The sequence below is a fragment of the Sutterella wadsworthensis genome (genome assembly GCF_003315195.1).
Taxonomy (GTDB): domain Bacteria; phylum Pseudomonadota; class Gammaproteobacteria; order Burkholderiales; family Burkholderiaceae_F; genus Sutterella; species Sutterella wadsworthensis.
This window is the reverse complement of sequence record NZ_QNRV01000004.1, coordinates 42,231-64,402: the sequence shown is the minus strand read 5'-3', so window position 1 is coordinate 64,402 and position 22,172 is coordinate 42,231. Positions and strand designations below refer to the sequence as shown.

At 56.7% G+C, this 22,172-nt stretch carries 16 protein-coding genes; 9 read left to right on the top strand and 7 right to left on the bottom strand.

Translation table 11 applies throughout. The features are described from left to right. Positions 1-47 precede the first annotated feature (47 nt). The 5 genes from DES29_RS03235 to DES29_RS03215 all read left to right on the top strand — a co-directional run bounded on the left by DES29_RS03235 (position 48) and on the right by DES29_RS03215 (position 5,984). On the top strand, positions 48-1,253 hold the full coding sequence (locus DES29_RS03235) for a molybdopterin molybdotransferase MoeA (protein WP_021995074.1): 1,206 nt from the start codon (positions 48-50) through the stop codon (positions 1,251-1,253). Between the two features lie 42 nt (positions 1,254-1,295). Next, positions 1,296-1,553: a molybdopterin converting factor subunit 1 gene (gene moaD / locus DES29_RS03230; RefSeq protein ID WP_005430481.1), complete on the top strand. Its 258-nt coding sequence runs from the start codon at positions 1,296-1,298 to the stop codon at positions 1,551-1,553. A 1-nt stretch (position 1,554) separates the two neighbouring features. After that, positions 1,555-2,016, top strand: a complete 462-nt coding sequence (moaE, locus tag DES29_RS03225; RefSeq protein ID WP_021995073.1) for a molybdopterin synthase catalytic subunit MoaE — start codon at positions 1,555-1,557, stop codon at positions 2,014-2,016. A gap of 187 nt (positions 2,017-2,203) precedes the next feature. Then, on the top strand, positions 2,204-4,822 hold the full coding sequence (clpB, locus tag DES29_RS03220; protein WP_113854433.1) for an ATP-dependent chaperone ClpB: 2,619 nt from the start codon (positions 2,204-2,206) through the stop codon (positions 4,820-4,822). A 316-nt stretch (positions 4,823-5,138) separates the two neighbouring features. Further along, a complete protein-coding gene (locus tag DES29_RS03215) occupies positions 5,139-5,984 on the top strand; it encodes a hypothetical protein (RefSeq protein WP_016474987.1) in 846 nt (281 codons plus the stop codon). A gap of 159 nt (positions 5,985-6,143) precedes the next feature. On the opposite strand, the gene DES29_RS03210 is transcribed toward DES29_RS03215, so the two are convergent. Beyond that, complete coding sequence (locus tag DES29_RS03210; RefSeq protein ID WP_113854479.1) at positions 6,144-7,730, bottom strand: carboxylesterase/lipase family protein; 1,587 nt, start codon at positions 7,728-7,730, stop codon at positions 6,144-6,146. Between the two features lie 169 nt (positions 7,731-7,899). Between DES29_RS03210 and DES29_RS03205 the strand changes: the two genes are divergently transcribed. From DES29_RS03205 to DES29_RS03195, 3 genes are all read left to right on the top strand, one after another. Beyond that, positions 7,900-9,885 (top strand): sensor histidine kinase, encoded by a 1,986-nt coding sequence (locus DES29_RS03205; RefSeq protein WP_236578888.1) that lies wholly within the window; start codon positions 7,900-7,902, stop codon positions 9,883-9,885. After that, on the top strand, positions 9,866-10,531 hold the full coding sequence (locus DES29_RS03200) for a response regulator transcription factor (protein ID WP_005430475.1): 666 nt from the start codon (positions 9,866-9,868) through the stop codon (positions 10,529-10,531). Before DES29_RS03205 ends, DES29_RS03200 begins: the two co-directional genes overlap by 20 nt. A gap of 126 nt (positions 10,532-10,657) precedes the next feature. Next, positions 10,658-12,151, top strand: a complete 1,494-nt coding sequence (locus tag DES29_RS03195; RefSeq protein WP_005430474.1) for an FAD-dependent oxidoreductase — start codon at positions 10,658-10,660, stop codon at positions 12,149-12,151. Positions 12,152-12,365: 214 nt separating this feature from the next. On the opposite strand, the gene DES29_RS03190 is transcribed toward DES29_RS03195, so the two are convergent. From DES29_RS03190 to DES29_RS03165, 6 genes are all read right to left on the bottom strand, one after another. Next, the gene (locus DES29_RS03190; RefSeq protein WP_021995065.1) at positions 12,366-13,625 is read right to left on the bottom strand and encodes a hypothetical protein; all 1,260 of its coding nucleotides are present in this window, start codon (positions 13,623-13,625) and stop codon (positions 12,366-12,368) included. Positions 13,626-13,820: 195 nt separating this feature from the next. Next, positions 13,821-15,425, bottom strand: a complete 1,605-nt coding sequence (locus DES29_RS03185) for an ABC transporter substrate-binding protein (RefSeq protein WP_021995064.1) — start codon at positions 15,423-15,425, stop codon at positions 13,821-13,823. A 289-nt stretch (positions 15,426-15,714) separates the two neighbouring features. Further along, a complete protein-coding gene (gene putP, locus DES29_RS03180) occupies positions 15,715-17,205 on the bottom strand; it encodes a sodium/proline symporter PutP (RefSeq protein WP_046445988.1) in 1,491 nt (496 codons plus the stop codon). Positions 17,206-17,487: 282 nt separating this feature from the next. Then, entirely contained in the window at positions 17,488-18,657 is a 1,170-nt protein-coding gene (gene moaA, locus DES29_RS03175; RefSeq protein ID WP_046445989.1) for a GTP 3',8-cyclase MoaA, read from the bottom strand. 162 nt (positions 18,658-18,819) lie between these two features. Further along, entirely contained in the window at positions 18,820-19,767 is a 948-nt protein-coding gene (gene rsgA, locus DES29_RS03170; protein ID WP_021995061.1) for a ribosome small subunit-dependent GTPase A, read from the bottom strand. Continuing rightward, a complete protein-coding gene (locus DES29_RS03165; RefSeq protein ID WP_021995060.1) occupies positions 19,760-21,352 on the bottom strand; it encodes a M48 family metalloprotease in 1,593 nt (530 codons plus the stop codon). Before DES29_RS03165 ends, rsgA begins: the two co-directional genes overlap by 8 nt. 227 nt (positions 21,353-21,579) lie before the next feature. Between DES29_RS03165 and orn the strand changes: the two genes are divergently transcribed. Beyond that, a complete protein-coding gene (gene orn / locus DES29_RS03160; protein ID WP_021995059.1) occupies positions 21,580-22,164 on the top strand; it encodes an oligoribonuclease in 585 nt (194 codons plus the stop codon). The last annotated feature ends 8 nt before the right edge of the window (positions 22,165-22,172 follow it).

Here is a 22,172-nt window from a genome sequence, read left to right as displayed (position 1 = left end):
ATCAAGCACGCGCGTCGGGCTCTCCTTTTTTCTTCTGGATCCAATTCATGATCACCTATGCCGAGGCCTTGCGCCTGCTTTTAAGCGAAGCCAAGCCGATTGAAGATACGGAAACGATTCCGCTGATGTATTCCACCGGCCGGGTGCTGGCCGAAGACATCGCCAGCCCGATTGATGTGCCGGGCTGGGACAATTCGCAGATGGACGGCTATGCATTGCGGGTCGAGGATATTGCTTCGGCTTCGCAGGATGCGCCGGTGCGCCTGCCGGTGGCAGAACGCATTGCTGCGGGCAAAATCGGCGGTCCGCTGCTGCCGGGAACGTGTGCGCGCATCTTTACCGGCGCACCGCTTCCGCCGGGAGCGGATACGGTGGTGCCGCAGGAGGACGTGAGTCGTGAGGGTGATGTTGTCGCCTTCTCGCAGACTCCGCAGATCGGTGCCTGGGTGCGCCGTCAAGGCTCCGACGTGGCGGCCGGCAGCGTCATTCTTCACGTGGGCGACCGCCTGACGCCGGGAGCCATCGGTATGGCCGCCTCGATCGGCCGTGCATATGTGACGGTGTTCCGGAAGCTGCGCGTCGGGGTCTTCTTTTCCGGCGATGAACTCGTGCAGCCCGGCGAACCGCTTCATCCGGGCGGCATCTACAACTCCAACCGTTTCATGGTGCGCAGCATCCTGCAGCTTCTGGGCTGCGAGGTGACAGACCTTGGCAGCGTTCCGGACAGCCTGGAGGCCACCAAGCGCGCCTTCGAGCACGCTGCGGAAACGTCGGACGTGATTCTCACGACGGGCGGCATGTCGGTGGGCGAAGAAGATCACATTAAGCCCGCCGTTGAAGCGCTCGGCCGCATCGATCTGTGGCGCGTGAAGCTCAAGCCCGGCAAGCCGCTGGCATTCGGCGAAGTAAAGGACGTTCCTTTTGTAGGGCTTCCGGGCAACCCGGTTTCAGGCTTCGTTGTGCTGCTGATGATGGCGCGCCCCTTCCTTTTGCGTCGTATGGGACTGAAGGAAGTGGATCTCACCCCGATGAAGATCCGGGCGGATTTTGACTGGCTCAAGGCTGGCGACCGTGAGGAATTCGTTCGCGTGCGGCGCAACGCAGAGGGCGGGCTGGATATCTATCACACGCAGAATTCGCAGGTGCTTTCGAGCTGTGCATGGGCAGATGGCCTGGTCGACATTCCGTCGGGGGCGGTCATCCATCGCGGAGATGTGGTGCACTATTACCCCTTTGCGCAGTTCTTTGCGTAAGATTGCGGGAAAACCCTGTCATCCTTATAAGAAGGAATATTCATGAAGGTCAAGGTCATCTTTTTTGCCAGTCTGCGTGATGCGGTCGGCACCGGTACGGAAACCGTTGAGCTCGCTGGCGATGCGGCCTCTGTTGCTCAAGTGCGCGAAGCCCTGATTGCCAAGGGAGAGGTGTGGGCGCATGCCTTTCGCAACCTCAAACGCATTCGCGCGGCGGTAAATCAAGAGCTTGCCGGTGATGATGCAGTCGTCAAAGAGGGCGATGAAGTCGCCTTCTTCCCGCCGGTGACCGGGGGCTGAGATGGCCATTACTGACATCCGAGTGGGTGAGGCGGATTTTTCGCTGGACGAAGAACTGTCCCGCATCATGCGTGAGAGTCCGTCGGCAGGCGGCGTAGCGTCATTTGTGGGCTTGGTGCGCAATAAGAATGACGGTGCAGCGGTGTCGCGCATGACGCTCGAACACTATCCGGGCATGACTGAAAAGTCGCTCGCGAAGATCGCGGCCGCCGCGCGCGAACGCTTTCATTTGGTGGATGTGATTGTTGTGCACCGCGTGGGCGAACTGAAGGTGGGTGACAGAATCGTGCTCTGCCTCACCTCGGCCGAGCACCGCAGCGACGCATTTGCTGGCTGTGAATACATCATGGACTGGCTCAAAACCGAGGCGCCTTTCTGGAAGAAGGAGCAGACGCCGGACGGTGAACGCTGGGTTGATGCCCGCGAGAGCGACGACAAGGCGCGAGAGCGGTGGCTTGTGTAGACAGAAAACATACTCTGCGTCAACTTGAAAGTGAAACCATTCGTTAATGGGCGCCGTTTCCTGGAATCGGCGCCCTTGTTTCTAATCGGTGTTGACCCCATATAGAAGCTATGTTCGGGAGGAACCCCGGCGGAACCCTACAAAAGGGCTTCGTCAAGGCGGGACCTCTCCAAAGGAGTTTTTATATATGCGTCAAGACAAGTTAACGACGAAGTTTCAGGATGCCATAGGGAGTGCGCAGTCGATTGCGCTGGCTCATGACAATCAGTTCATGGAACCCCTGCACCTGCTCGCCGCTCTGCTCGCCGATACGGAAGGGTCTACGCGCAGTCTGCTCGAGCGCGCCGGCGTGAATGTCGGACGCCTCGAACGTGACGTGAAGGATGCCGTTGACCGTCTGCCCAAAGTGACGGGGCAGGGCGGCGATGTTCAGATTTCGCGCGACTTGATGAACCTCTTGAACCTCACGGAAAAAGAGGCCATGAAGGCGGGCGACGAATACATTTCGACGGAAATGGCGCTGCTTGCCCTTACCGAGGACAAGACCGAAGCCGGACGTCTGGCCAAAGAGGCCGGGCTTACACGCCGTGCAATGGAAGAGGCCATCAAAGCCGTGCGCGGAACGGACAAAGCCGACGATCCCGACGCGGAAAATCAGCGTGAAGCGCTCAAGAAATACACGATTGACCTCACCGAGCGTGCTCGTCAGGGCAAGCTTGATCCGGTGATCGGCCGCGATGATGAAATTCGCCGCACGATGCAGATTCTGCAGCGCCGCACGAAAAACAACCCCGTGCTGATCGGCGAACCCGGTGTTGGTAAGACCGCCGTCGTGGAAGGCCTTGCTCAGCGAATCGTCAACAATGAAGTGCCCGATACCCTGCGCAACAAGGTGATTCTCTCGCTCGATATGGCGGGTCTGATTGCCGGTGCGAAGTATCGTGGTGAGTTTGAAGAGCGTCTGAAGAAGCTCCTTCAGGAAGTGACGGCTCAGGAAGGGAAAATCATTCTCTTCATCGACGAAATTCATACGGTCGTCGGCGCCGGCAAAACCGAGGGCAGCATGGATGCGGGCAATATGCTTAAACCCGCACTCGCCCGCGGCGAACTTCATGTGATTGGCGCGACGACACTCGATGAATACCGCAAGTACGTCGAAAAGGACGCTGCGCTTGAACGCCGCTTCCAGAAAGTGTTTGTCGATGAGCCTTCGGTTGAAGACACCATCGCTATTCTGCGCGGCCTGCAGGAAAAGTATGAAGCCCATCACGGTGTGGAGATTACCGATCCGGCCATTGTCGCAGCTGCTGAACTTTCGCATCGCTACATTACCGACCGCTACCTGCCCGATAAGGCCATTGACTTGATCGATGAGGCGGCTGCCCGCGTGAAGATGGAAATCGACAGCAAGCCCGAAGCCCTCGATAAGCTCGACCGCCGCTTGATCCAGTTAAAGATCGAGCGCGAAGCGATGAAGAAGGAAACGGACGACGCCTCCAAGAAGCGTCTCGCTGCGATTGAAGCCGAAATCGAAAAACTTTCGCGCGAGTACGCCGACCTCGAAGAGGTCTGGAAGAAGGAAAAGAGCGAAGCGCTTGGTGAAAAGAGCGTGCGCGATGAAATCGACCGCGTCCGCCGTCAGATGGATGAGTACCGTCGTCAGGCTCAGTACGAGAAGCTCGCAGAGCTTCAGTACGCCGTGCTGCCCAAGCTCGAAGAAAAGCTCAAGCGTGCGGAAAAGGCCGAAAAGGATACTGAGAAGACTGAAAAAGGCGGTCCGAAGCTGCTGCGCACGAGCGTAGGCGCTGAGGAAATCGCTGAGGTGGTGAGCCGCGCAACCGGTATTCCGGTTTCGAAGATGATGGAAGGCGAGCGCCAGAAGCTGTTGCATATGGCCGATGCGCTTGAAAAGCGTGTTATCGGTCAGGATGAAGCGGTCAAGCGCGTCACGGAAACCATTCTGAGAAGCCGTGCTGGTCTGTCGGATCCCAACCGCCCGTACGGCAGCTTCCTCTTCCTTGGCCCGACGGGTGTCGGCAAGACCGAGCTGACGAAAGCACTCGCAGAATTCCTCTTTGATAACGACGAGGCGATGATCCGCATCGATATGTCGGAATTCATGGAAAAGCACAGCGTTGCTCGTTTGATCGGTGCGCCTCCGGGATACGTCGGCTACGAAGAAGGCGGCTACTTGACGGAAGCCGTGCGGCGTAAGCCCTATTCAGTGATCCTGCTCGACGAAGTCGAAAAGGCTCATCCGGATGTCTTTAACGTATTGCTGCAGGTGCTCGACGACGGCCGCATGACGGACGGTCAGGGCCGCACGGTGGACTTCAAGAACTGCGTGATCGTCATGACCTCGAACCTTGGCTCGGCTGAGATTCAGGAAATGCAGGGTGAACCGCAGGACAAGATCAAGTCCGCTGTGATGCAGGAGGTGCGTGCGCACTTCCGTCCTGAGTTCGTCAACCGTATTGACGAGATTGTGGTCTTCAACAGCCTTGACGCAGCCAACGTGCGCAAGATTGCTGAGATCCAGCTCGAGCAGCTCCGCAAACGCATGACCGCTCAGCAGATCGGTCTGGATGTGACGGAACCCGCGCTCGACGAAATCGCCAAGGTGGGGTTCGATCCGCAGTTCGGCGCTCGTCCGCTGCGCCGTGCGATTCAGGACCGCATCGAGAACGGCATTGCTCGGCTCCTCCTCGAAGGCAAAGCTGCGCCGGGCGACACCGTCAAGGTGGGGACTGCTGGCGAAGACTTTACCTTCGACGTGGAAAAAGCGAAGGCAGAGCAGTCTGCTTAACCAGCAGGGTCTCAAAGATGAAGCGGAAAAACCCCTTGAGCGACCCTTGAGGTGAGGCGGCGGTGAGCATGACTCCCGCCGTCATCCGAAGAGGCCGATCAGCGATTCCCCCAAAGTGGGTCAGAAACGTTGTGAGATGCTTCGGGCCCGCTTTGTTTGGCCTGAATGAGTGATAGGAGTCACTCGTTCGGGCCTTTTTTGTATTTTCTGAAACGGCAGGTTTTCTGCGCATAAACCCGTACCTTAAGAAAGACGCAAGCGCAGAGGTTAAGAATGGCAGGCAATCAATAAAACCATGCCACCCAGGAGACCCATTGTGAAGTTTTTGGTTTCAGCGCTCGCCGCTGCCGGCGCCGCACTCACCCTGCTGCCTTCCGCCCAAGCCGCGGACTCGCAGCTTCTGACGGCTCTTTCGACCTGCCGTGCAACGTATTTTGATGCGATCGCCAAAGATAAGAATATTCCCGAGTCGCTCAAGATCCGCGACGGCAGCCGTGCTTATCTAAAGGTGGAAAAGCAGCCGCTTGACGTCGTGATGTTCGAGAAGCCCTTTAAGGACTCGGGCCTCACGGTGACGGGCTACGTCTTCAATGATGAAATCATCCGCTACGTCGGTGTTCCGGATATGCACACGCATTTCTGGGGGCTGATCGTCAAAGAAGACTGGAAGAGCGTAGTTGATAAGCTCAAGGGCATCGATTGGGAAGCCGTCGACTCTCGACATATGTCTGCGCACGCGAACCGCATGCTGCGCAAGAACGATGAAAAGGAATGGAAGGCCTATACGCACCCGCAGAACTACGAATATCCGGATCTCGGCGCGTCGGAACGCGCCTTCCATGTGCAGCCTTATGAAAACCAGACGATGGTTTTCTGCGGCATGCTCTCGGCCGGTGCGCCTGAAGAGGCGATCATCGCTGACGTGCGTCCAGATTTGCTCTACGGCGAACAGAAGGTGCCTATCCGTGAAGAGCAGATCGTGAAGGATTCGGAAAAGGCCAAGGCTAAGACGCCGATTGAACCTGGTGCTCAGATGCCTGCCAACCATCCGAAGATCGACATGGAGAATCTCCCTGCCGGTCATCCGAAAATTGACGGTAAGCAGGAACTTCCCGCCGGCCATCCGGATATCTCCGGCGCTCAGAAGCCCGCAGCGAAGTAATTTCAGCTGACGCAAGAAAGAAAAATTCGCTCGCAGAAATGTCCCCCAGAAGGTGAGATCACTTTCTGGGGATTTTTTGGGGTCCTCTTTTGGCCTGTCGCCGTTTTCACATCCGTCGAAAGCTTCGGCGGCCTCTCGGCTGAGAATGCTTGGCTTTACTCACCTTGCCGGCAAAGTGAGCCTTTCAAAGGCCCAGGGATCGGAAACTTCCTGACTCTTGGCATCAAAACGCATGGCTCTGCGAGTATCGAGTGAGAAAGGTGTCCAGGGTGCGCAGCCGGTTTTCGCGAATGTCAGCCAGGCGCTGTGCATTGCCTGTGCAAGAGCTTGCGGCGGCCTCTCTCCGATGGTCCGCACCGCTCGAGGAGCGGACAGGTTTTGGAAGACAAACGGAACATCCACGGTGTGGGCGGCGCCGAGCGATGCGCCGGATTTGCCTTTGACCGGACTTTCCCAGGCAAAGTCGTACGTCCAGACTTGAGCGCCGCCTGCGGCGAGTGATTCTGCGAGCTTCACGCAAGGCATACGGAAAATCAGATCACTCTGAATCTGCGCAAAACAATCCCCCCAGGTTTTTCCTCGATTAACTCGTGCATAAGCTTCGAGCGCCGTTTCTGGCCGATTGGCACCGGCGATGAGAGCGGCGGCTGAAGCACGGTTCTTTTTAGCAATCGCACCGTTTGGGACGATGTAGTACCGCCACTCCGAAGACGTGGACCCTACGATGAAGGCCATTTTTCGGGCAGCTCCTTTTCGCAGTGCGTCGACAGGCAGTTCCGGGATGACGTCCTGATCTATCCAGCCTTTGAAAAGCGAGACATTGCCGTCAGTGAATTTGGCCCATTCTGGATCTGCAGCCAGGCGTCCGGCAATTTTGGGCAAGTCAGATAGTTTTTCGAACGGCACTTTGGCAAGCGATTCACGCGTGGGTTCTGCTCCAAGACCTTGAGCAACGAACTCTGCGGCCCGATCGGCCTGTGCGTCGGAGCGCCATTGGGCAACTGCTGAGGGGCTCTGAATGATTGCCCCGCGAAGGAGTCCTTGCGCATAGGGGGATGCGACAACGTCAACCAGGTGCGTGCCGCCGGCAGACTGGCCGAATGCCGTGACGGACTGAGGGTCGCCGCCGAATGCCGCGATATTGTCCTTCACCCAGCGCAGTCCCATGATGATGTCGCGTACGCCCAGATTCGAGTCGCCGCCGCGGATTTTAAGGAACCCGTCAATGTTCACGCGATAGGCGAGCGTAACCAGAATGCAGCCGTGGGCAGCAAAATGCGTTCCGTCAAATCGCTCATCGTTTTGTGCACAGCGAATGGAACCGCCCCCAGGCACCCAAACCATGACGGGAAATCGGCTCCGCGGAGTGGCGTCGCGCGGAACCCAGATATTGAGGCAGAGCGGACCGTCGCCGCCGATCATGGCGCCGTTGGGTCCGGGCTGAAGCGGAAGAGCTCCGTGTTTAACGCAGTCGAGCGTATCGGCAATCCGTTCCATGGGCTGCGGGGCAAGAAAGCGCCGCACAGGCTCATACGGATTTTTCATGAACGGAATGCCAAGATAAACCTGAATGCCGGTATCGGGCTGTCGTACTCCGCGGAAGCGTCCGGCAGGTGCATCTGCGCTGGGACGGTCATCAGAATGAATATTTCGCTCATAGACTGCACAGCCCGGAAGGAGCGCTAGGGACGAAAGAAGCGGCAGACTCGCAAGTGCGGAGTTTTCAAGGAATCGACGGCGTTGCATGGCGTGAAAAGCAAGTTGACTCGATAGCACCGTGCGGTTTGCCGCGGTTAATTTCTCCCGTTGCAGAGCAGAGTGCATTTGGCCAACAATAGACCTTAGGTTAAAAAAGCTTGGCGATCATTTGTATATCGGTTTCAGAATGCTGTTCCATTATTGGAAACACCTTTACGTGCGTAAGTTGATGCCGCTCACGAAGCGCTTAGTCTTTCTGTCGCTTGTTTTTTCGACGCTTTTAGGTTTCCCCGATATCGATGCTGCTGCTGCGGATTCAATTCTTTCTGACCGTGTCGACGCTGTTTCCGGCGATCCGACAGCATCGTCCTCTGGGACGAAGGTGCGGTTGGGACTTCTTGATTTCGAATTTGAATCCTCTTATCTCAGCCGTGTGGAGGATATCCAGGCCACTGTGCTGAAGCATTTACAGGCTTCAACGCCTGGGATTGTGATTGAACCGCGTTATTACAAAACCAAAGATCTCGCAGAGGCTGTTCGCAAGGGAGAAGTGGAATTTTTTCTCGGTAGTTCGGGCTTCTTTGTTGAAATGCGGCCTTATGGCGTACGAGATATCGGAACGATTGTATCGTCGAGTTTCCCCGATCCTAATCAGTGTGTTGCTGGTGTGATCTTCGTGAGGAATTCACGTACGGATCTGCAGACGATTACAGACCTCGAGCACCGAACGGCTTCGGCCACGGATCCTCGAAATTTCATGACATATCAGATTGGCATGGGTGAGATTGCCAAAGCTGGATACGATCCGGATAGTTTTTTCCGTCGAACGATCTTCACCGACAGTGAGCCGCAGAAAGTAGTGGAGAATGTATTGTCCGGCAAGGCGGACGTCGGTTTTCTTCGTGCATGCATGCTCGAAGCAATGGAGCGGCGCAACCCGCAGTGGCTGGGAAAGCTGCGCGTGATTAATGAGCGTACTGGTCCCCGTGCTGAACGTTTAGGGTGCCGTTATTCCACCGACATGTATCCCGGTTGGACCTTTGCGGTGACGCCTCACACGCCGCCCATTCTGACCCGCCACGTAGCGACGGCACTGCTGTCGCTGGACCCGAAAAGTACGCCGTCGGGTTTTGAGGTTTCCTTTGCAACCGACTATGCGCGCGTCAATGATCTCTTAAAGACACTCAGAATTGGGCCCTATGCCTATTTGCGCGAATGGACGCTCAGAGGCTTTCTTAAAGTCTCCTGGCCGTTTTTGATGCTCGCTGCAGCACTTGCGTTTGCGTGGATCCTGCATTGGCTGCGGCTTGAAACGTTGGTCCGTCAGCGTACTGCCGAACTGGAGAAAGCATGGGATCGCGAGCGGATTGCCGAAGTACAGGCAAGAAAGGCCGCCGACAAGCTCGATCGCATGCACTGCGTCTCGGTTGTCGGAGAGCTGTCGTCTATTTTTGCGCATGAGCTTGGACAGCCGCTTTCAGTCATGCGATATCTCACGAGAAGTCTCGGAGTGCTCATGAAGAAGCCCGATCCGGATCGAAAACTCGTAGAGGAATGTGTCGGCGGTCTGCAGAAACAAATTACTCATGCCGCAGAGATCCTTGAGCGGGTAAGAAAGTACGCCAAACAGGGGGCAAAACGGGGGCAAAATATTGATCTCACGGCAGTCGTGCGTGATGCTTTGAGTGAACTTGAAGAGTCGCGCCGACTCACTCATGCGGCAGTGTTGGATGCCCCGGATCCCGTTATGATTCGGGGCGATCCGGTTGAGCTTCGGATACTCGTTCGCAACCTTCTCAAGAATGCGGACGAGGCGCTTTGCGCAATGCCCGACGATGAGCGTGAGTCGCTTTTGCTCCGCCTTTCCCGTCTAGGGATCGCCCCAATACGCATCACCGTGAAGCGGATTGCTGCGCAGGAACGTGCAGAGCTCAGTGTTGAAAATTCTGGTTCAGTTCTTTCTTCAGAGGCGCTTTCGCGGCTAACTGAATCTGGGCGATCCGAAAAGGAAAATGGTCTGGGTTTGGGACTTCTCATCTGTCGCTCAATCGTTGAGAGACACTTGGCAAAGCTGAGCTTTGAGGCCATTGCTGCAGAAGCGGGCGGAGGACTGAAGGTATGTGTTTCCTTTGCCGTTGTGGATATGACACATCAGATACATCACCATTCGGAGAACCAGAAAAATGACGCAGTCGCTCCCTGATGCAGCCGAACAGGTAGCTGCCGCAGAAAAAGAATCCGCTCTCGTGCGGATCATTGATGATGAAATCGATGTGCGTGAGGCACTTGCTTTAATGCTGCGTATTGAAGGGTGGACGGCAAAAACTTATCCGAACGCACGAGCCTTTCTCATTGAGGATGACGTCAGGCGTCCCGGGTGTCTTGTTCTTGACGTGCGTATGCCTCTGATGACGGGACTCGAACTCCAGAACGAAATGCTTCGTCGAGGTCTGATGCTGCCCACCATCTTTCTGACGGGGCATGCCGATATTGATGTGGCGGTTTCGAGTCTCAAGCGGGGAGCGGTCGACTTTCTTATTAAACCCGTGAACGATGAAATACTTCTGGAGTCTATCGCTGCAGCTGTTCATTGTGATTTTCTGCGCCGTGCGGGTGTCGCCGGCGGAGAAGGCGTGCGTGAAAGGCTGAGACTTCTTTCGGCGCGCGAACTCGACGTACTGGGATATTTTCTTAACGGCGAGACCGATGAGCAGGTCGCAGATAAGCTTTCGCTTTCTGAACGTACGGTTGAGGGACATCGAGCCCGGATATACCGCAAATTCGGCATTCACACCGCTAAAGAGCTCGCACTGCTGATGCCTGATATCAAGGCGGTTTGGCAGAGGTGAGCACTTCGGCACGGGACACTGACCGAAGTCATCTTACGTGCGTAAGGCTGCGGGCAAAAATGCGGACGGATCAAAGATAACAGGCAGGCTTTAGCCTCCGCGTCATGTTTTTTTGAGAGGACCGCTATGAACGAAAAAACCATCTCCCGCCGCAGTCTCTTGAAGCTTGCTTCTGCTTCCACTGTAACTGCCGCTGCCGTGCTCCCGAGCGCAGTTCGTGCAGCTCAAACCGATCAGTGGGACGAAACTTATGAAATCATCGTTGTCGGTGCCGGCGGAGCCGGCATGGCAGCCGCAGTCAAGGCTGCACAAAAAGGCGCCAAGCACGTTGTGGTGCTTGAGAAGCTGAATTTCCCTGGCGGCAATACACTCATCTCTCAAGGTTTCATCAACGCGGCCGACCCGGTTCGCCAGCCGAAGCAAGGTATCAAGGATTCTTGGCAGCACCATGCAGAGCAGACGCTTGAAGCCGGCGACTTCCGCGGGCAGAAAGATCGCGTGGACGTGCTTTGCCGCAATGCGTATCCGACGATCGAGTGGCTCGAGAGTCTTGGCATGCAATTCAAGCCCAAGGTGATTCAGATTTTTGGTGCGCTCTATCCGCGTTCGCACGTTCCGGCGCTGCCTAAGGGACAAGGCTATGGGACGGTGCTTTCCAAGGCCGCAAAGGAGCTCGGCGTAGAAGTGCGCACCGGCATGGGTGTTGAGGAAATTATTCGCGAGAAACCTTTTGAAGGTGATGTGCTTGGTGTGGTCGCAAAGAACGCGAAGGGAGAAATCAAGCGTATTCGTGCTACCCGCGGTGTTGTTCTCGCTGCCGGCGGTTTCAGCGCCAACAAATACCTGCGTGAACTCCATGATCCGCGCGTTGCAGGTCTTGGTACCGACAATCTGCCCGGAGCGACGGGCGAAGTTGCAATGGCAGCCGTCCGGGTGGGCGGTTATCTCGTAGGCATGGATTTCATCCAATCGACGCCGGGTGCTCCGGCAGGCAAGAAGATGAAGCTGCTGCTCAACTTTAACGTCAACGGTTCCATCTATGTTGACAAGCGCGGTGCCCGTATTGTTAATGAAGGCGCCCGACGCGATGTGATTCGTGACGCTGTGCTCGGCACACCTGAACGCTACGCCTATACGGTCTGCGACAACGAAAACTTCACCTCCTACGATGAAGTAAACCGTGCGGCAATTATGAAGGGCATCGAAGCAGGGGAGGCTTGGACGGCTCCGACGATCCGCGAACTTGCGCAGAAGATGGGCGTCGATCCGGATGGTCTGGAGAAGACGATCAAGCGCTATAACGACGTCTATGTGAAGAACCAAAAAGACGAGGACTTTGGCAAGACTGCAGTTAATTTGACGAAGCGCATCGATCAAGGCCCCTTCTGGGCTTGTTATACCGGCATGACCGTTCACCACACAATGGGCGGTCTCAACACCAACGTCAAGGCGCAGGTACTTGACTGGACGGGAGCAGTCATTCCAAGACTCTACGCCGCAGGCGAAATTACCGGCGGCATCCATGGGACGAACCGAGTCGGAGGCAATGCTGTGCTCGATTGCTTCGTCTTCGGTCAGATCGCTGGTGAGAACGCTTCCCAAGAGACCATTGCGGCATGAGTTTGACGCACTGAGTCATGCCTATTGAGAGGGAATGGGCGTCAGCCCATTCCTTCCTGTACTGCGTGAAAATTCCACCGTCAGCTTGCGCCTCGCTTTATTTCTGACGTTTGTTGGTCAGAATGGCGCTGGCTGCCGGGTGGGTCATGGCAGTCTTCAGCCCGTTGGGCCGCCTGCTTGGAGAGCTCAAAAAGGTGAAGCACCAATACGCTTCTCAGTTAAGGAGCATGCTTGGAATGCTGGGTTTGGGCGTAGAGTCCGGCTTAATGAGCGGGCGCTGAAGATTGTGGATGGAGTTATAGAGCCGGTCCATGGAGTCCGGTTCGGCAACGAGCAGCGGGCAAAGCTCACCGACCGGGTGGCGGAAGCGAATGCCTTCAAATTCAAACGAAGCGCGTACCAATTTGGCGAGCTCTTCTGCCGACTGTTCCGTCATGGGCGACGGCAGCGGAATCGGCACGCCGTTAATGAGTTCATCCGGGGCGCTGGGGAGCGCAAAAGCAACGCGCAGCTCCGAATACCCGCGCACCGGATCGGTGAAGGCGCCGAAACTCACAATCAGATCTTCGGGGTTGACATTGGCGTCTAGCGCCGTACGCGTGAAGGCCACCATGACACGCTTGAGGCCTACGACGTAATCGAGCTGACGAACCGTATCGTTGAGAAGGTAGGGTTCAGTGACGGCATAACGCAGCCCGCGTCCGCAGCGGCGGGAAATGAGGACGGAAAATTCTGCGCCCCAAGGCGTAGCGAGAATCATGTCGTTTGAGAGCGAGATGTTTTCACCCTTGGGCACCGCAAAGCCGTTAAAGCGGAAAGGCGTCTTCTGCATCGGCTTAGAAGCGTCCTTTTGCTTGACCGTGAAGAGTACGACGCGGAAGCGGGCGGCAATGTCGCTGTCGTCCTCTTCGTCATAGTTGGCCGATACGCCAGGGTAGTCGACTGACGGCGCTGTCGGTACGAAATGAGATTTCGCCGTGGCCATCACTTCGAGAAACCGCTGACTTTCATCGGGATTGGCAATGATCAGGTGATTGAGCGGAATGAGATGCTCATAGATGCGAATCTGAGCATTGGATTCGTCAAAATATTCGCGGTAAAGCAGTTCGCGAAGCTTTTCGCCGTCTTCGGGTTCAAGCAGCTCACTCGCGAGCGGCTGATTTTCCAATCCATAGGCAAAAAAGCCCGCTGCATAAACGGCGATCGTTGTGCCGTCGCTTTTCGTTTCGGCGACCGCCTGATCTTCCAACTCCGAGAGCGCGGCACTGTCAATCAAGTCGGCGCTTTCGTGGGGGTAGATCTTGCGGATTTCCGCAATCGCCGCGTCGTAGGCATCCAGGAAGGCGTTCGGCTGTTCGGCGAGCATCCTGCGGAAGCGCTTCATGGCAAGCTCCCGGTCGCTGTAGCAGACATTGCGTCCGAGGAACGGGAGAAGCTTAATGAGCTGGGCAACGAGCGGATTGGTGTTGGACATGACGGCGATGGACGCAGCAGACAATGCTGCACAGATAGAACAATGAGAAAAAGGAACCCGCCATTTTAGCGCGGAGGTGAGAGCGGTATTTCTTAAGAACGCAGAGATTTCTGAGACTTTGCAAAAGGAAAAGGGACGCTTGCAATGACAGCAAACGTCCCTCGTAAACCTAATTCACTTTGAGCGGACTAGAACTTATTCCTGCCAATCCGCCTGATAGAAGTCGAAGCTTCCGTCGGGGAGCACGGCAAAGTTTTTGAGCGGCTTGACAGCGCCCGCCGTCATCATTTCGAAAACAAGGGGCGCCCAGGGACTGTCAGCATTGACGGTATCCTGAAGTTCCTTATAAAGCGCGGCGCGCTTTTGCGGATTGGGTTCGGCAGCTGCCTTATCGAAGAGTTCGTCTACCTTCGGATTCTTGTAATAGGAATCATTATTCAAAACCGGCGGCGCACTGCGGCTGTCGAGCAACGGACGCAGACCCCAGTCGGGCTCCGCGGCAGAGTTGGTCCAGCCGATCAGATAGAGCTGATGCTGACTGTCGGCCGGTGTCTGGGCGCTGTAAATGAGCGAGCGCTGGCCGGCTTCAAGTGCGCGGGTCTCGACATGGATGCCGACTTGAGCGAGCTGCTGCTGCAGGAACTGCAGCGTTTTGAGCGTCTTGCCGTCGTTGTAGGCCGACCAGAGCGTCGCATGGAAGCCCTCCGGGAAGCCCGCTTCCTTCAGAAGTTCGCGAGCAGCCTTGGGGTCATACGGGAAGGGGCCGTAGTTGACAGCGCCCTCAATCTGCGGGGGCAGATAGCCGGTGGACGGCACCGCAAGGCCGTTATAGGCCACCTTGATAAGTGCGTTGCGGTTGATGGCAAGACTGATGGCCTTGCGTACGCGCACGTCGTTAAAGGGCTTCTTCGTCTCGTTCATGGAGATGTAGCGGGTCACTACCGAAGGCGTCTTTTGAATGGAAAGCTTGTCGTCGGCTTCGAGTGCCTTCACTTGTTCCGCCGGCACGGGCCAGATGAATTGCGCTTCACCGGTGCGAAGCATCATGGCGCGGGTGGAGTTTTCAGCAACAGGAACCCAGCGAAGACTGTCGAATTTGGGCAGTCCCGCGACGCGGTAGTTGGGGTTCTTTACCACTTCGAGCACTTCGGTGGGTTCAAAGTGCTTGAGTGTGTACGGCCCCGTGCCGCAGGCTTCATAGGCCGTTACTTTCTTGGCTGCTGCAGCATCACCGGCGGCAGCCGCCTTCTTGAGCAGGCTCGGGCAGACCATTGAGGCGGTGCCGTTGGAGAGACGAGCAATGAAGCCGGCGGTGGGCTGCTTGAGCGTAAAGCGGACGGTAAGCGGATCAACGGCCTCCACCTTGTCCACGAACGAGAAGAAAGTGCGGCGGGTAAGCTTGGAAGCGGGATTCATGCCGCGGTCAAAGTTCATCTTGACCGTTTCGGCGGTGAAGTCCGAGCCGTCCTGATACTTGACGTTCGGACGGAGCTTGAAGGTGTAGACCAAGCCGTCGTCGGACACGGTATAGGACTCGGCGAGCTGCGGCTGAGGCGTGAGGTTGGTGTCGAACCGGTAGAGCCCTTCGTAGATGGAGGACGAAACGGCGCGCGACAAGTTGTCGATCGCGTCCCAGGTGTCGAGCGTCGAGAAGTTGGAGTTCACGGCCGCCGTTAAATCCCGTGCCTGCACGTTAATCGAACCAGCCGCGGCAATCCCGGCCGCCGCAATGATTGCAAAAACGGACGAAAGGCGGAAGGTGCGGGTGCGCGCGCTGCGTGAGAAGTGTTGAACAGCCATGATTTTTTATCCTAAATATGCTGTTGATATCGTTGAAATGATCGATGCGGAATGAAGGAAACTGCATCGATTGACCTAAAGGATGAATAGAAGCATAGTCAGTGCAAAAATTCAAAAACTGCAGACTATCTATTTGTTCTTAAGGGTTCTATCCTAGTTTCCTGCTGCCGGGGTCAAGCTCTGAACGAATAAAAAATGTCAACACTTCTGGAACGACAAAACCCGACGTTCGCTTGAACGTCGGGCTTTGAGAGGAGAGGCTGCGTGCGCCGCAGCGCACGCGGGAAATTTAACGCACGCCTGCGGCCTTCACTTCAGCCTCTACGGCGTCGAAAGTTTCGGCCACTTCGTCATCAGGTTTGCGGTCAAGCATGCTGCCGAGATAGATCGCAATCGAGGCAAAAAGGAATCCGGGAATGATTTCATAGAGCCCAAACCAAGCGAAATGGTTCCAAATGAGCACCGTGGCAGCTCCCACCACCATGCCGCAGAGCGCGCCCATGCGGGTCATGCGCTTCCACCAGAGAGAGATGAGAATCACAGGACCAAAGGCTGCGCCAAAGCCAGCCCAGGCGTAAGAGACCAGTGAGAGCACCAGGCTCGAGGGGTCGCTTGCCATCCAGACAGAGACCACCGAAATGGCGAGCACCATGGCGCGGCCTACCCAGACGAGTTCGCGCTGTGTGGCCTTGGGGCGAAGGAAACTGCGGTAAAAGTCCTGCGTCAGGGTGGAGGAGCAGACGAGCAGCTGGCAGGAAAGCGTGGACATAACGGCCGCAAGAATGGCTGACATCAGCAGACCGGCGATCCAGGGGTTAAAGAGGAGTGAGGAGAGAACAATGAAGACGCGTTCGTGATTTTCTTTGACGAGGCCCGCTACATCCGGGTGAAGCGAGAAGTACGCAGCACCGAAGAAGCCCACGCCCACAGCGCCCGCCAAGCAAAAGAGCATCCACAGCGTGGCGACGCGGCGGGCATTCGGAATTACCTTGATGGATTTGGCGGCCATGAAGCGCACGAGAATATGCGGCTGCCCGAAGTAACCGAGTCCCCATGCCAGAAGACTGATGACGCCGATAACCGTCTGACCTTCCATCATGTTGAGCATGCTCGGGTTGATTTCTGCCAGACGTGCTGTCGTCGCAGAAAAGCCGCCCGCGTCGTACATGACGGCAATCGGGGTGACGACGAGTGCAACGCACATGATGGCCGCTTGAATGGTGTCGGTCCAGCTGACCGCGAGGAAGCCGCCGATGAACACGTAAAGAATCGTCGCTGCCGCACCAATGATGAGTGCGGTTTCGTATTCCATGTGGAAGGTGTTTTCAAAGAGGCGGGCCCCTGCGACGACGCCTGATGCGCAGTAGATCGTAAAGAAGATGAGAATGACGGCAGAGGCAATGATGCGAAGAGCGTTGGACTTGTCTTCAAACCGATGCGTCAGATAATCGGGCAGCGTCAGGGAGTTATGCGCTTTTTCGGTATAGACGCGCAGTCGTGCAGCGGCAAATCGCCAGTTGAGCCATGAACCCAGAATAAGCCCGATAGCGATCCAGCTTTGAGAAACGCCAAAGAGGAAAACGGCGCCGGGGAGTCCCATCAGCAGCCAGCCGCTCATATCGGAAGCGCCGACGGAAAGCGCGGTCACAAAGCCTCCGAGACTGCGTCCGCCGAGAATAAAGTCGGTGTAGCTGCGGGTGTAGTAATAGGCAAAGACGCCGACGCCGACCATCACGATGAGGTAGCCGATGAAGGTGACGGCTGTAGGATTGGAAAACATAGGACTCGCGCGCTCTCTTGGTAGCTTTTTGTTTGTTAGCGGACGTCTCCCGATCCTGATCGGGTTCAGGAGGACGCGTGTTTTTGAGGGACGGCAGGCGCGAAGAGCCCTCAAAACCGACTCCTCGCCCATGCTGAGCCTGTGAAGTATAGGGCCCGATTGCGGTCAGCCGAGGGAGATCGCCTAATTGAGAAGTCGGATGCAGACCGATATTTACCAATAAAATGGCAAATTTCTCTGAAAACAATCGAAAATGATCTATTTATTCAATGGGCGGCGGCATCAGCCGCCAATATAGTTCATTTCGACTTTCTGACGACTCGGCGCCGCTCCCATGGAACGCAGTTCCGAGTAGCGGTCTTCTCGCGCGGACCAGATTCGGCCGATGGCAGTCTCGAGTTCGCTGTCCGTACAGCCGCCGCGAAGCATGGTGCGCAGGTCGCAGCCGATCGAGGCAAAAAGACAGAGGTAAAGGCGCCCTTCCATTGAGAGGCGCACGCGTGAGCAGGTACGGCAGAAGGCCCGCGTGACGGAGCTGATGACGCCGAATTCGCCGCCGCCGTCCAAGTAACGCCAGCGTGCGGCAGTTTCGCCGGGTGCTGTGGGTGAAAGCGATTCCACCGGCCAGCGTTGGGCAATGCGTGCCACGACTTCGCGTGAAGGGACCACTTCGTCCATGCGCCAGTCGTTGGCATTGCCGACGTCCATATATTCAATAAAGCGCGGCGTCACGCCGGTGCCGCGGAAGACTTCGCAGATCTTGAGGATTTCCCCTTCATTGACGCCTTTTTTGACAACGGTATTGACCTTGACCTTGAAACCCACCTGACGGGCGAAGTCGATGGCCTCGAGTACCTTCGCGGCGGGGTAGCCTACGTCGTTAAAGCTCTGAAAGATGTCTTCATCGATGCCGTCGAGACTCACCGTGATTCGGCCAAGGCCGGCGTCCTTCAAAGCCTGCGCCTTTTTGATGAGAAGCGATCCGTTCGTCGTCATGGCCAGATCGATGGGCTTGCCCGCGGGCGTCCGCAAAGCGGCAAGCTGCGCTACGAGGTTTTCAATGCCCTTGCGTAAGAGCGGTTCCCCGCCGGTGAGACGAATCTTCTCAATGCCGTTGGCAACAGCAATGCGCGAGACACGCAGAATTTCGTCAAAGGTGAGGAGCTCCGTCATCGCCAAAAAGTTGTGGTTCTGGGCATATTTTTCCTTCGGCATGCAGTAGCGGCAGCGGAAGTTGCAGTGGTCGGTGACGGAGATCCGCAGGTCGGTGAGCGGTCGGCCAAGGCGGTCGATCCAGCGCGTGCCGGGAAGTCCGTCGGGACGCGGCGCACGCGCAACGGGGCCGGACTGCGGAATGGGCAGCGCTGGGCGAGGCGTGATGCGGATGACCTTAGGCGCTTTGGGCGCTGAAGGCTTTGGATCCGTGCTCGACAGGGTAGGGTCGGTGATCATGACTGGTCTGTATTCTTTATCCTTGCGGCCGCTTATTGGGCGGCGAAAGATTGTAGGAAGAGATCGGCCGCAAAAACTATCCGTCGAGAGAAGTAACCTGCTGCGGAATTGACGATGTCCAAAGATCCTCTGCCGAATTTGCTTCAGAAAAAAGGGCAGCCGTTAGCGAGGCAGCGGATCCGCATCCTTAGCCGCTGCCTCATAAAAGGCGTAGCGGGCGGGGTCAATCAAACCGGCCTCAAGTGCTGCTTTGACGCCGCAGCCGGGTTCATGGAGATGGCGGCAGTTGAAGAAGCGACAGCCGACGGCGTGCTCGGCGATGTCAGGCATGGCGCGAAGAATGTCTGAAAGCGACAGATGAGCGAGCCCGAACTCCTGAAAACCCGGTGTGTCGATGACGGCACCCTGCCATTCAGGGGCTGCATGCCAGGCAGCCGCCGTCGTTGTCTGCTTGCCGAGGTCAAGTGCTTCGGAAAATTCTCGCGTCTGCGCATTAGCTTCCGGCACGAGGAGATTGAGGATCGTCGACTTGCCCATGCCGGACTGTCCGACGAGGAGCACGGTTTTGCCCGTAAAGACTTCGAGCAGTTTGGCGCGGGCTTCATCAGGCCGCTCTGACGCTGATATTTCAATCGTCTGTGCGCCGATCGAGCGCAGCAGCGCTGTTTGCTGGTCGGCGGCCGTTCGGCCGTCTGACAGATCGAGCTTGTTGCGGATGACAACTGCCGGAATCCCGGCTTGGTGGGCAGCCAGCAGCGCTTTCCAGATGAACCACGGATTAAAGGTCGGCCGCGGTGCAAAAACGACGGCGCAGAGATCCGCGTTGGCGGCTAAGGTTTTTACGCGCCACTCGTCAGAGCGGTATAGGAGCGTTCGACGATCTTCAATCGTCTCAATTGCGGCAATGCCCGAGACGGGAGGCGTGCAGCCCACCCGGTCCCCCACGGCGACATCTCCCTTTTTCCCGCGGCGGTGTGCTACGAGCTGTTCACCGGTATCGAGCGTGACGACATAGTGGCGCCCGTGACCGGCAGTGACTCGGCCGAAAAGGAGTGTTTCGGGCTGTGCGGCAGAGGCCGGACGTCGGCCGGAAGAGTTGCGTTTAGCCATGCTGAGAAGGTGAGGATGCCGCAGGAGTCACTGCGGCAATATGGGGGACGTCAGGCATTGAAATTGAAGCTTTCGGTGTTGGGCGTTCGGATTTTCCGGTTTTGCTGGGATCGTCATCAAAACCGTCATCGTCAACCCAATCGTGCTGCGTGAGCAGTTCCTGAGTGAGCGCTTCTTCGGCTTCCCGCCGGGCAGCGTTAAAGGACGTGCGTTCACGGCGCAGCGCTCGTGTAATGGCTTGCTCCTGAGAGAGGACCGTTGGGAGCGCTGGTGCCGGATCTGCAAGGTGCGGCTCGAGTTTGCGTGCACGCATGTACTTTAGAAGATGCGCAACGCGCATGGCAGCATGCGGGTGATCGTAGTGCAAAACCGAATAAAAGCGCGAGGGTGTAAGCGTATTGGTGTAGTCGCGGTGAAGCTTGGCGAGTGCCCGTGCGAGCGTATCGCCGCCCATTTTTGCCGCGCCGCACCGGTCTGCGGCGTAGCGAAGCTGCCGGATGATGAAGTTGTTGAGCGCCCGCAGCGGAAAGAAGACGATCGGGAAGGCAATAACCGCCGCAGCCATGGCAAATCCGGCGTGGGTGCCGGGCTGCATGACGGTGAGAATAGGTGAGAATCCAAGCCCTTCAAAAAATACCGGCGTGTTTGCGGCCCAGCCGAGTACAGCACAGGTGATAAAACCCCCTGCTGCCGAGAGCGCAATGCGCCAGGGGCCGTGGTGAAACTTGATGCGCGCAGCCTGCGAAGCAATGACGGCGAGCAGTTCGTCCTCCGTGAGTTTGGCTGCTGTATCAGCAAAAACAACGACGCGGCGAAGTTCTCCGCTGCCCGGCAGCAGCACGTGTGCGTACTTCCAGGCCGGCGGCCGCGTCATGATGACCAAATCCTCCATGCGAAAGCCCTCCTCTGCGAGCAGCGAGCGGACCTTGCGGCGAAGGGCTTCATTTTGGATTGGCCGAGAAGCTCGGCTCCAAAGTTGTCCGCGCATCAGCGAAAGCCGCCAGCGCCAGAAAAGCCACGCCAGATAGAGCATCCAGAGGAGGAGCCACCAATAGGGGCCCGTCACTTCGCACAGTATGAGCAGGAGCGCTGTTGCGGGGAGCGCAGCTGCCAAGCCGGCGGTTGAAATGCCGACGGTTCGCTTAAACCATTCCTTGCGCGATCGCCGCTGATAGCCGAACCGTTCCCGCAGTCGGTACCGAATCAGCCACTCCAGCGGAAGAGACACGACGACCATGAGCCCCATGATGCTCACAAGGAGCGACCATTGCACGAGAAGCGTGTTGTCCGTGAGGGTTTCAAAGAGGGCTGTGAGATAGGTGAGACCATGCCCCGTGGTCATCAGCACGGCGAATGCCGCGGAGACAAAGGCGAGCACCAGGCGCGACTGGGCCGATTCACTTGTAAAAGCTGCGGCTTTCTGATGAGCCGCCAATGACAGTTTGTTTCGGAATCCCGTCGGCACCTTGCCGATTCCGCGTTCTGCAGCAATGACCTGACGCGCGCAGGCAAAGCACTCGACAAAGACGTAGAGCGCGCAGGAGATGAGAAGAATGTGCTCGATGTTGTTGGCAGAAAGTTGCATTCGTTGACAGGAGGTCTCTGACTTCAGGCGTTTTGATCGCGCGGCAGCCGCTGTGGTTTGGCCAAATTATCGCAGGTCGGATGGCTGATGCTTCATCTTGACGGCAGGAAGTATTCGCCGCCTGCGTTAGACTTCCGGCAAGTTGACTTGCAGGTCGGCGGTGAGCAGACGGTCTGGCGTCGCAGTTTCCCAATGCCGGCACTTATTTATTAGAGATTAGAGCGAAGATGACTACAGAGCCTTGCGCAAATGCCATGGAACGGGATCCGTCCTATGCCGACGACAACCTCATTTGGATTGATATGGAAATGACGGGGCTGCAGCCCGAGGTGAATCGCGTCCTGGAGGTGGCTGCGATCATTACGGACAAGAATTTGAACATTCTTCATGAAGGTCCTGTCGTGGCAATTCATCAGCCCAAGGCCGTGCTCGACGGGATGGATGCTTGGAATACGGAAACGCATACTAAATCCGGACTTGTTGCACGATGCCTTGAAAGTACGGTGGATGAAGAAAAATGCGCGCAGATATTCACTGAGGTCTTTCGCCGCTATGTGCCAGAAGGCAAAAGCCCAATGTGCGGCAATACGATCGGTCAGGACCGCCGTTTTATGGCGCGCTGGATTCCCGGCATGGAGCGTTATTTCCACTATCGCTCGATTGACGTGTCAACCATCAAGGAACTCTGCCGCCGGTGGGCTCCGGAAAAAGTTTGGGTCGGAACTTGTGTCAACAAGCATCAAGCCCTTGCGGATATTGCGGAAAGTATTCATGAACTTTCTTGGTATCGGCAGGAAGTATTTCGTATCTAATTGATAAA

Bases quoted from the DNA above. Each gene is read 5' to 3' on its own strand.
- DES29_RS03235 (WP_021995074.1), top strand. From the start codon at position 48: ATGATCACCTATGCCGAGGCCTTGCGCCTGCTTTTAAGCGAAGCCAAG.
- moaD (WP_005430481.1), top strand. From the start codon at position 1,296: ATGAAGGTCAAGGTCATCTTTTTTGCCAGTCTGCGTGATGCGGTCGGC.
- moaE (WP_021995073.1), top strand. From the start codon at position 1,555: ATGGCCATTACTGACATCCGAGTGGGTGAGGCGGATTTTTCGCTGGAC.
- clpB (WP_113854433.1), top strand. From the start codon at position 2,204: ATGCGTCAAGACAAGTTAACGACGAAGTTTCAGGATGCCATAGGGAGT.
- DES29_RS03210 (WP_113854479.1), bottom strand. From the start codon at position 7,730: ATGCAACGCCGTCGATTCCTTGAAAACTCCGCACTTGCGAGTCTGCCG.
- DES29_RS03200 (WP_005430475.1), top strand. From the start codon at position 9,866: ATGACGCAGTCGCTCCCTGATGCAGCCGAACAGGTAGCTGCCGCAGAA.
- DES29_RS03195 (WP_005430474.1), top strand. From the start codon at position 10,658: ATGAACGAAAAAACCATCTCCCGCCGCAGTCTCTTGAAGCTTGCTTCT.
- DES29_RS03190 (WP_021995065.1), bottom strand. From the start codon at position 13,625: ATGTCCAACACCAATCCGCTCGTTGCCCAGCTCATTAAGCTTCTCCCG.
- DES29_RS03185 (WP_021995064.1), bottom strand. From the start codon at position 15,425: ATGGCTGTTCAACACTTCTCACGCAGCGCGCGCACCCGCACCTTCCGC.
- putP (WP_046445988.1), bottom strand. From the start codon at position 17,205: ATGTTTTCCAATCCTACAGCCGTCACCTTCATCGGCTACCTCATCGTG.
- moaA (WP_046445989.1), bottom strand. From the start codon at position 18,657: ATGATCACCGACCCTACCCTGTCGAGCACGGATCCAAAGCCTTCAGCG.
- rsgA (WP_021995061.1), bottom strand. From the start codon at position 19,767: ATGGCTAAACGCAACTCTTCCGGCCGACGTCCGGCCTCTGCCGCACAG.
- DES29_RS03165 (WP_021995060.1), bottom strand. From the start codon at position 21,352: ATGCAACTTTCTGCCAACAACATCGAGCACATTCTTCTCATCTCCTGC.
- orn (WP_021995059.1), top strand. From the start codon at position 21,580: ATGACTACAGAGCCTTGCGCAAATGCCATGGAACGGGATCCGTCCTAT.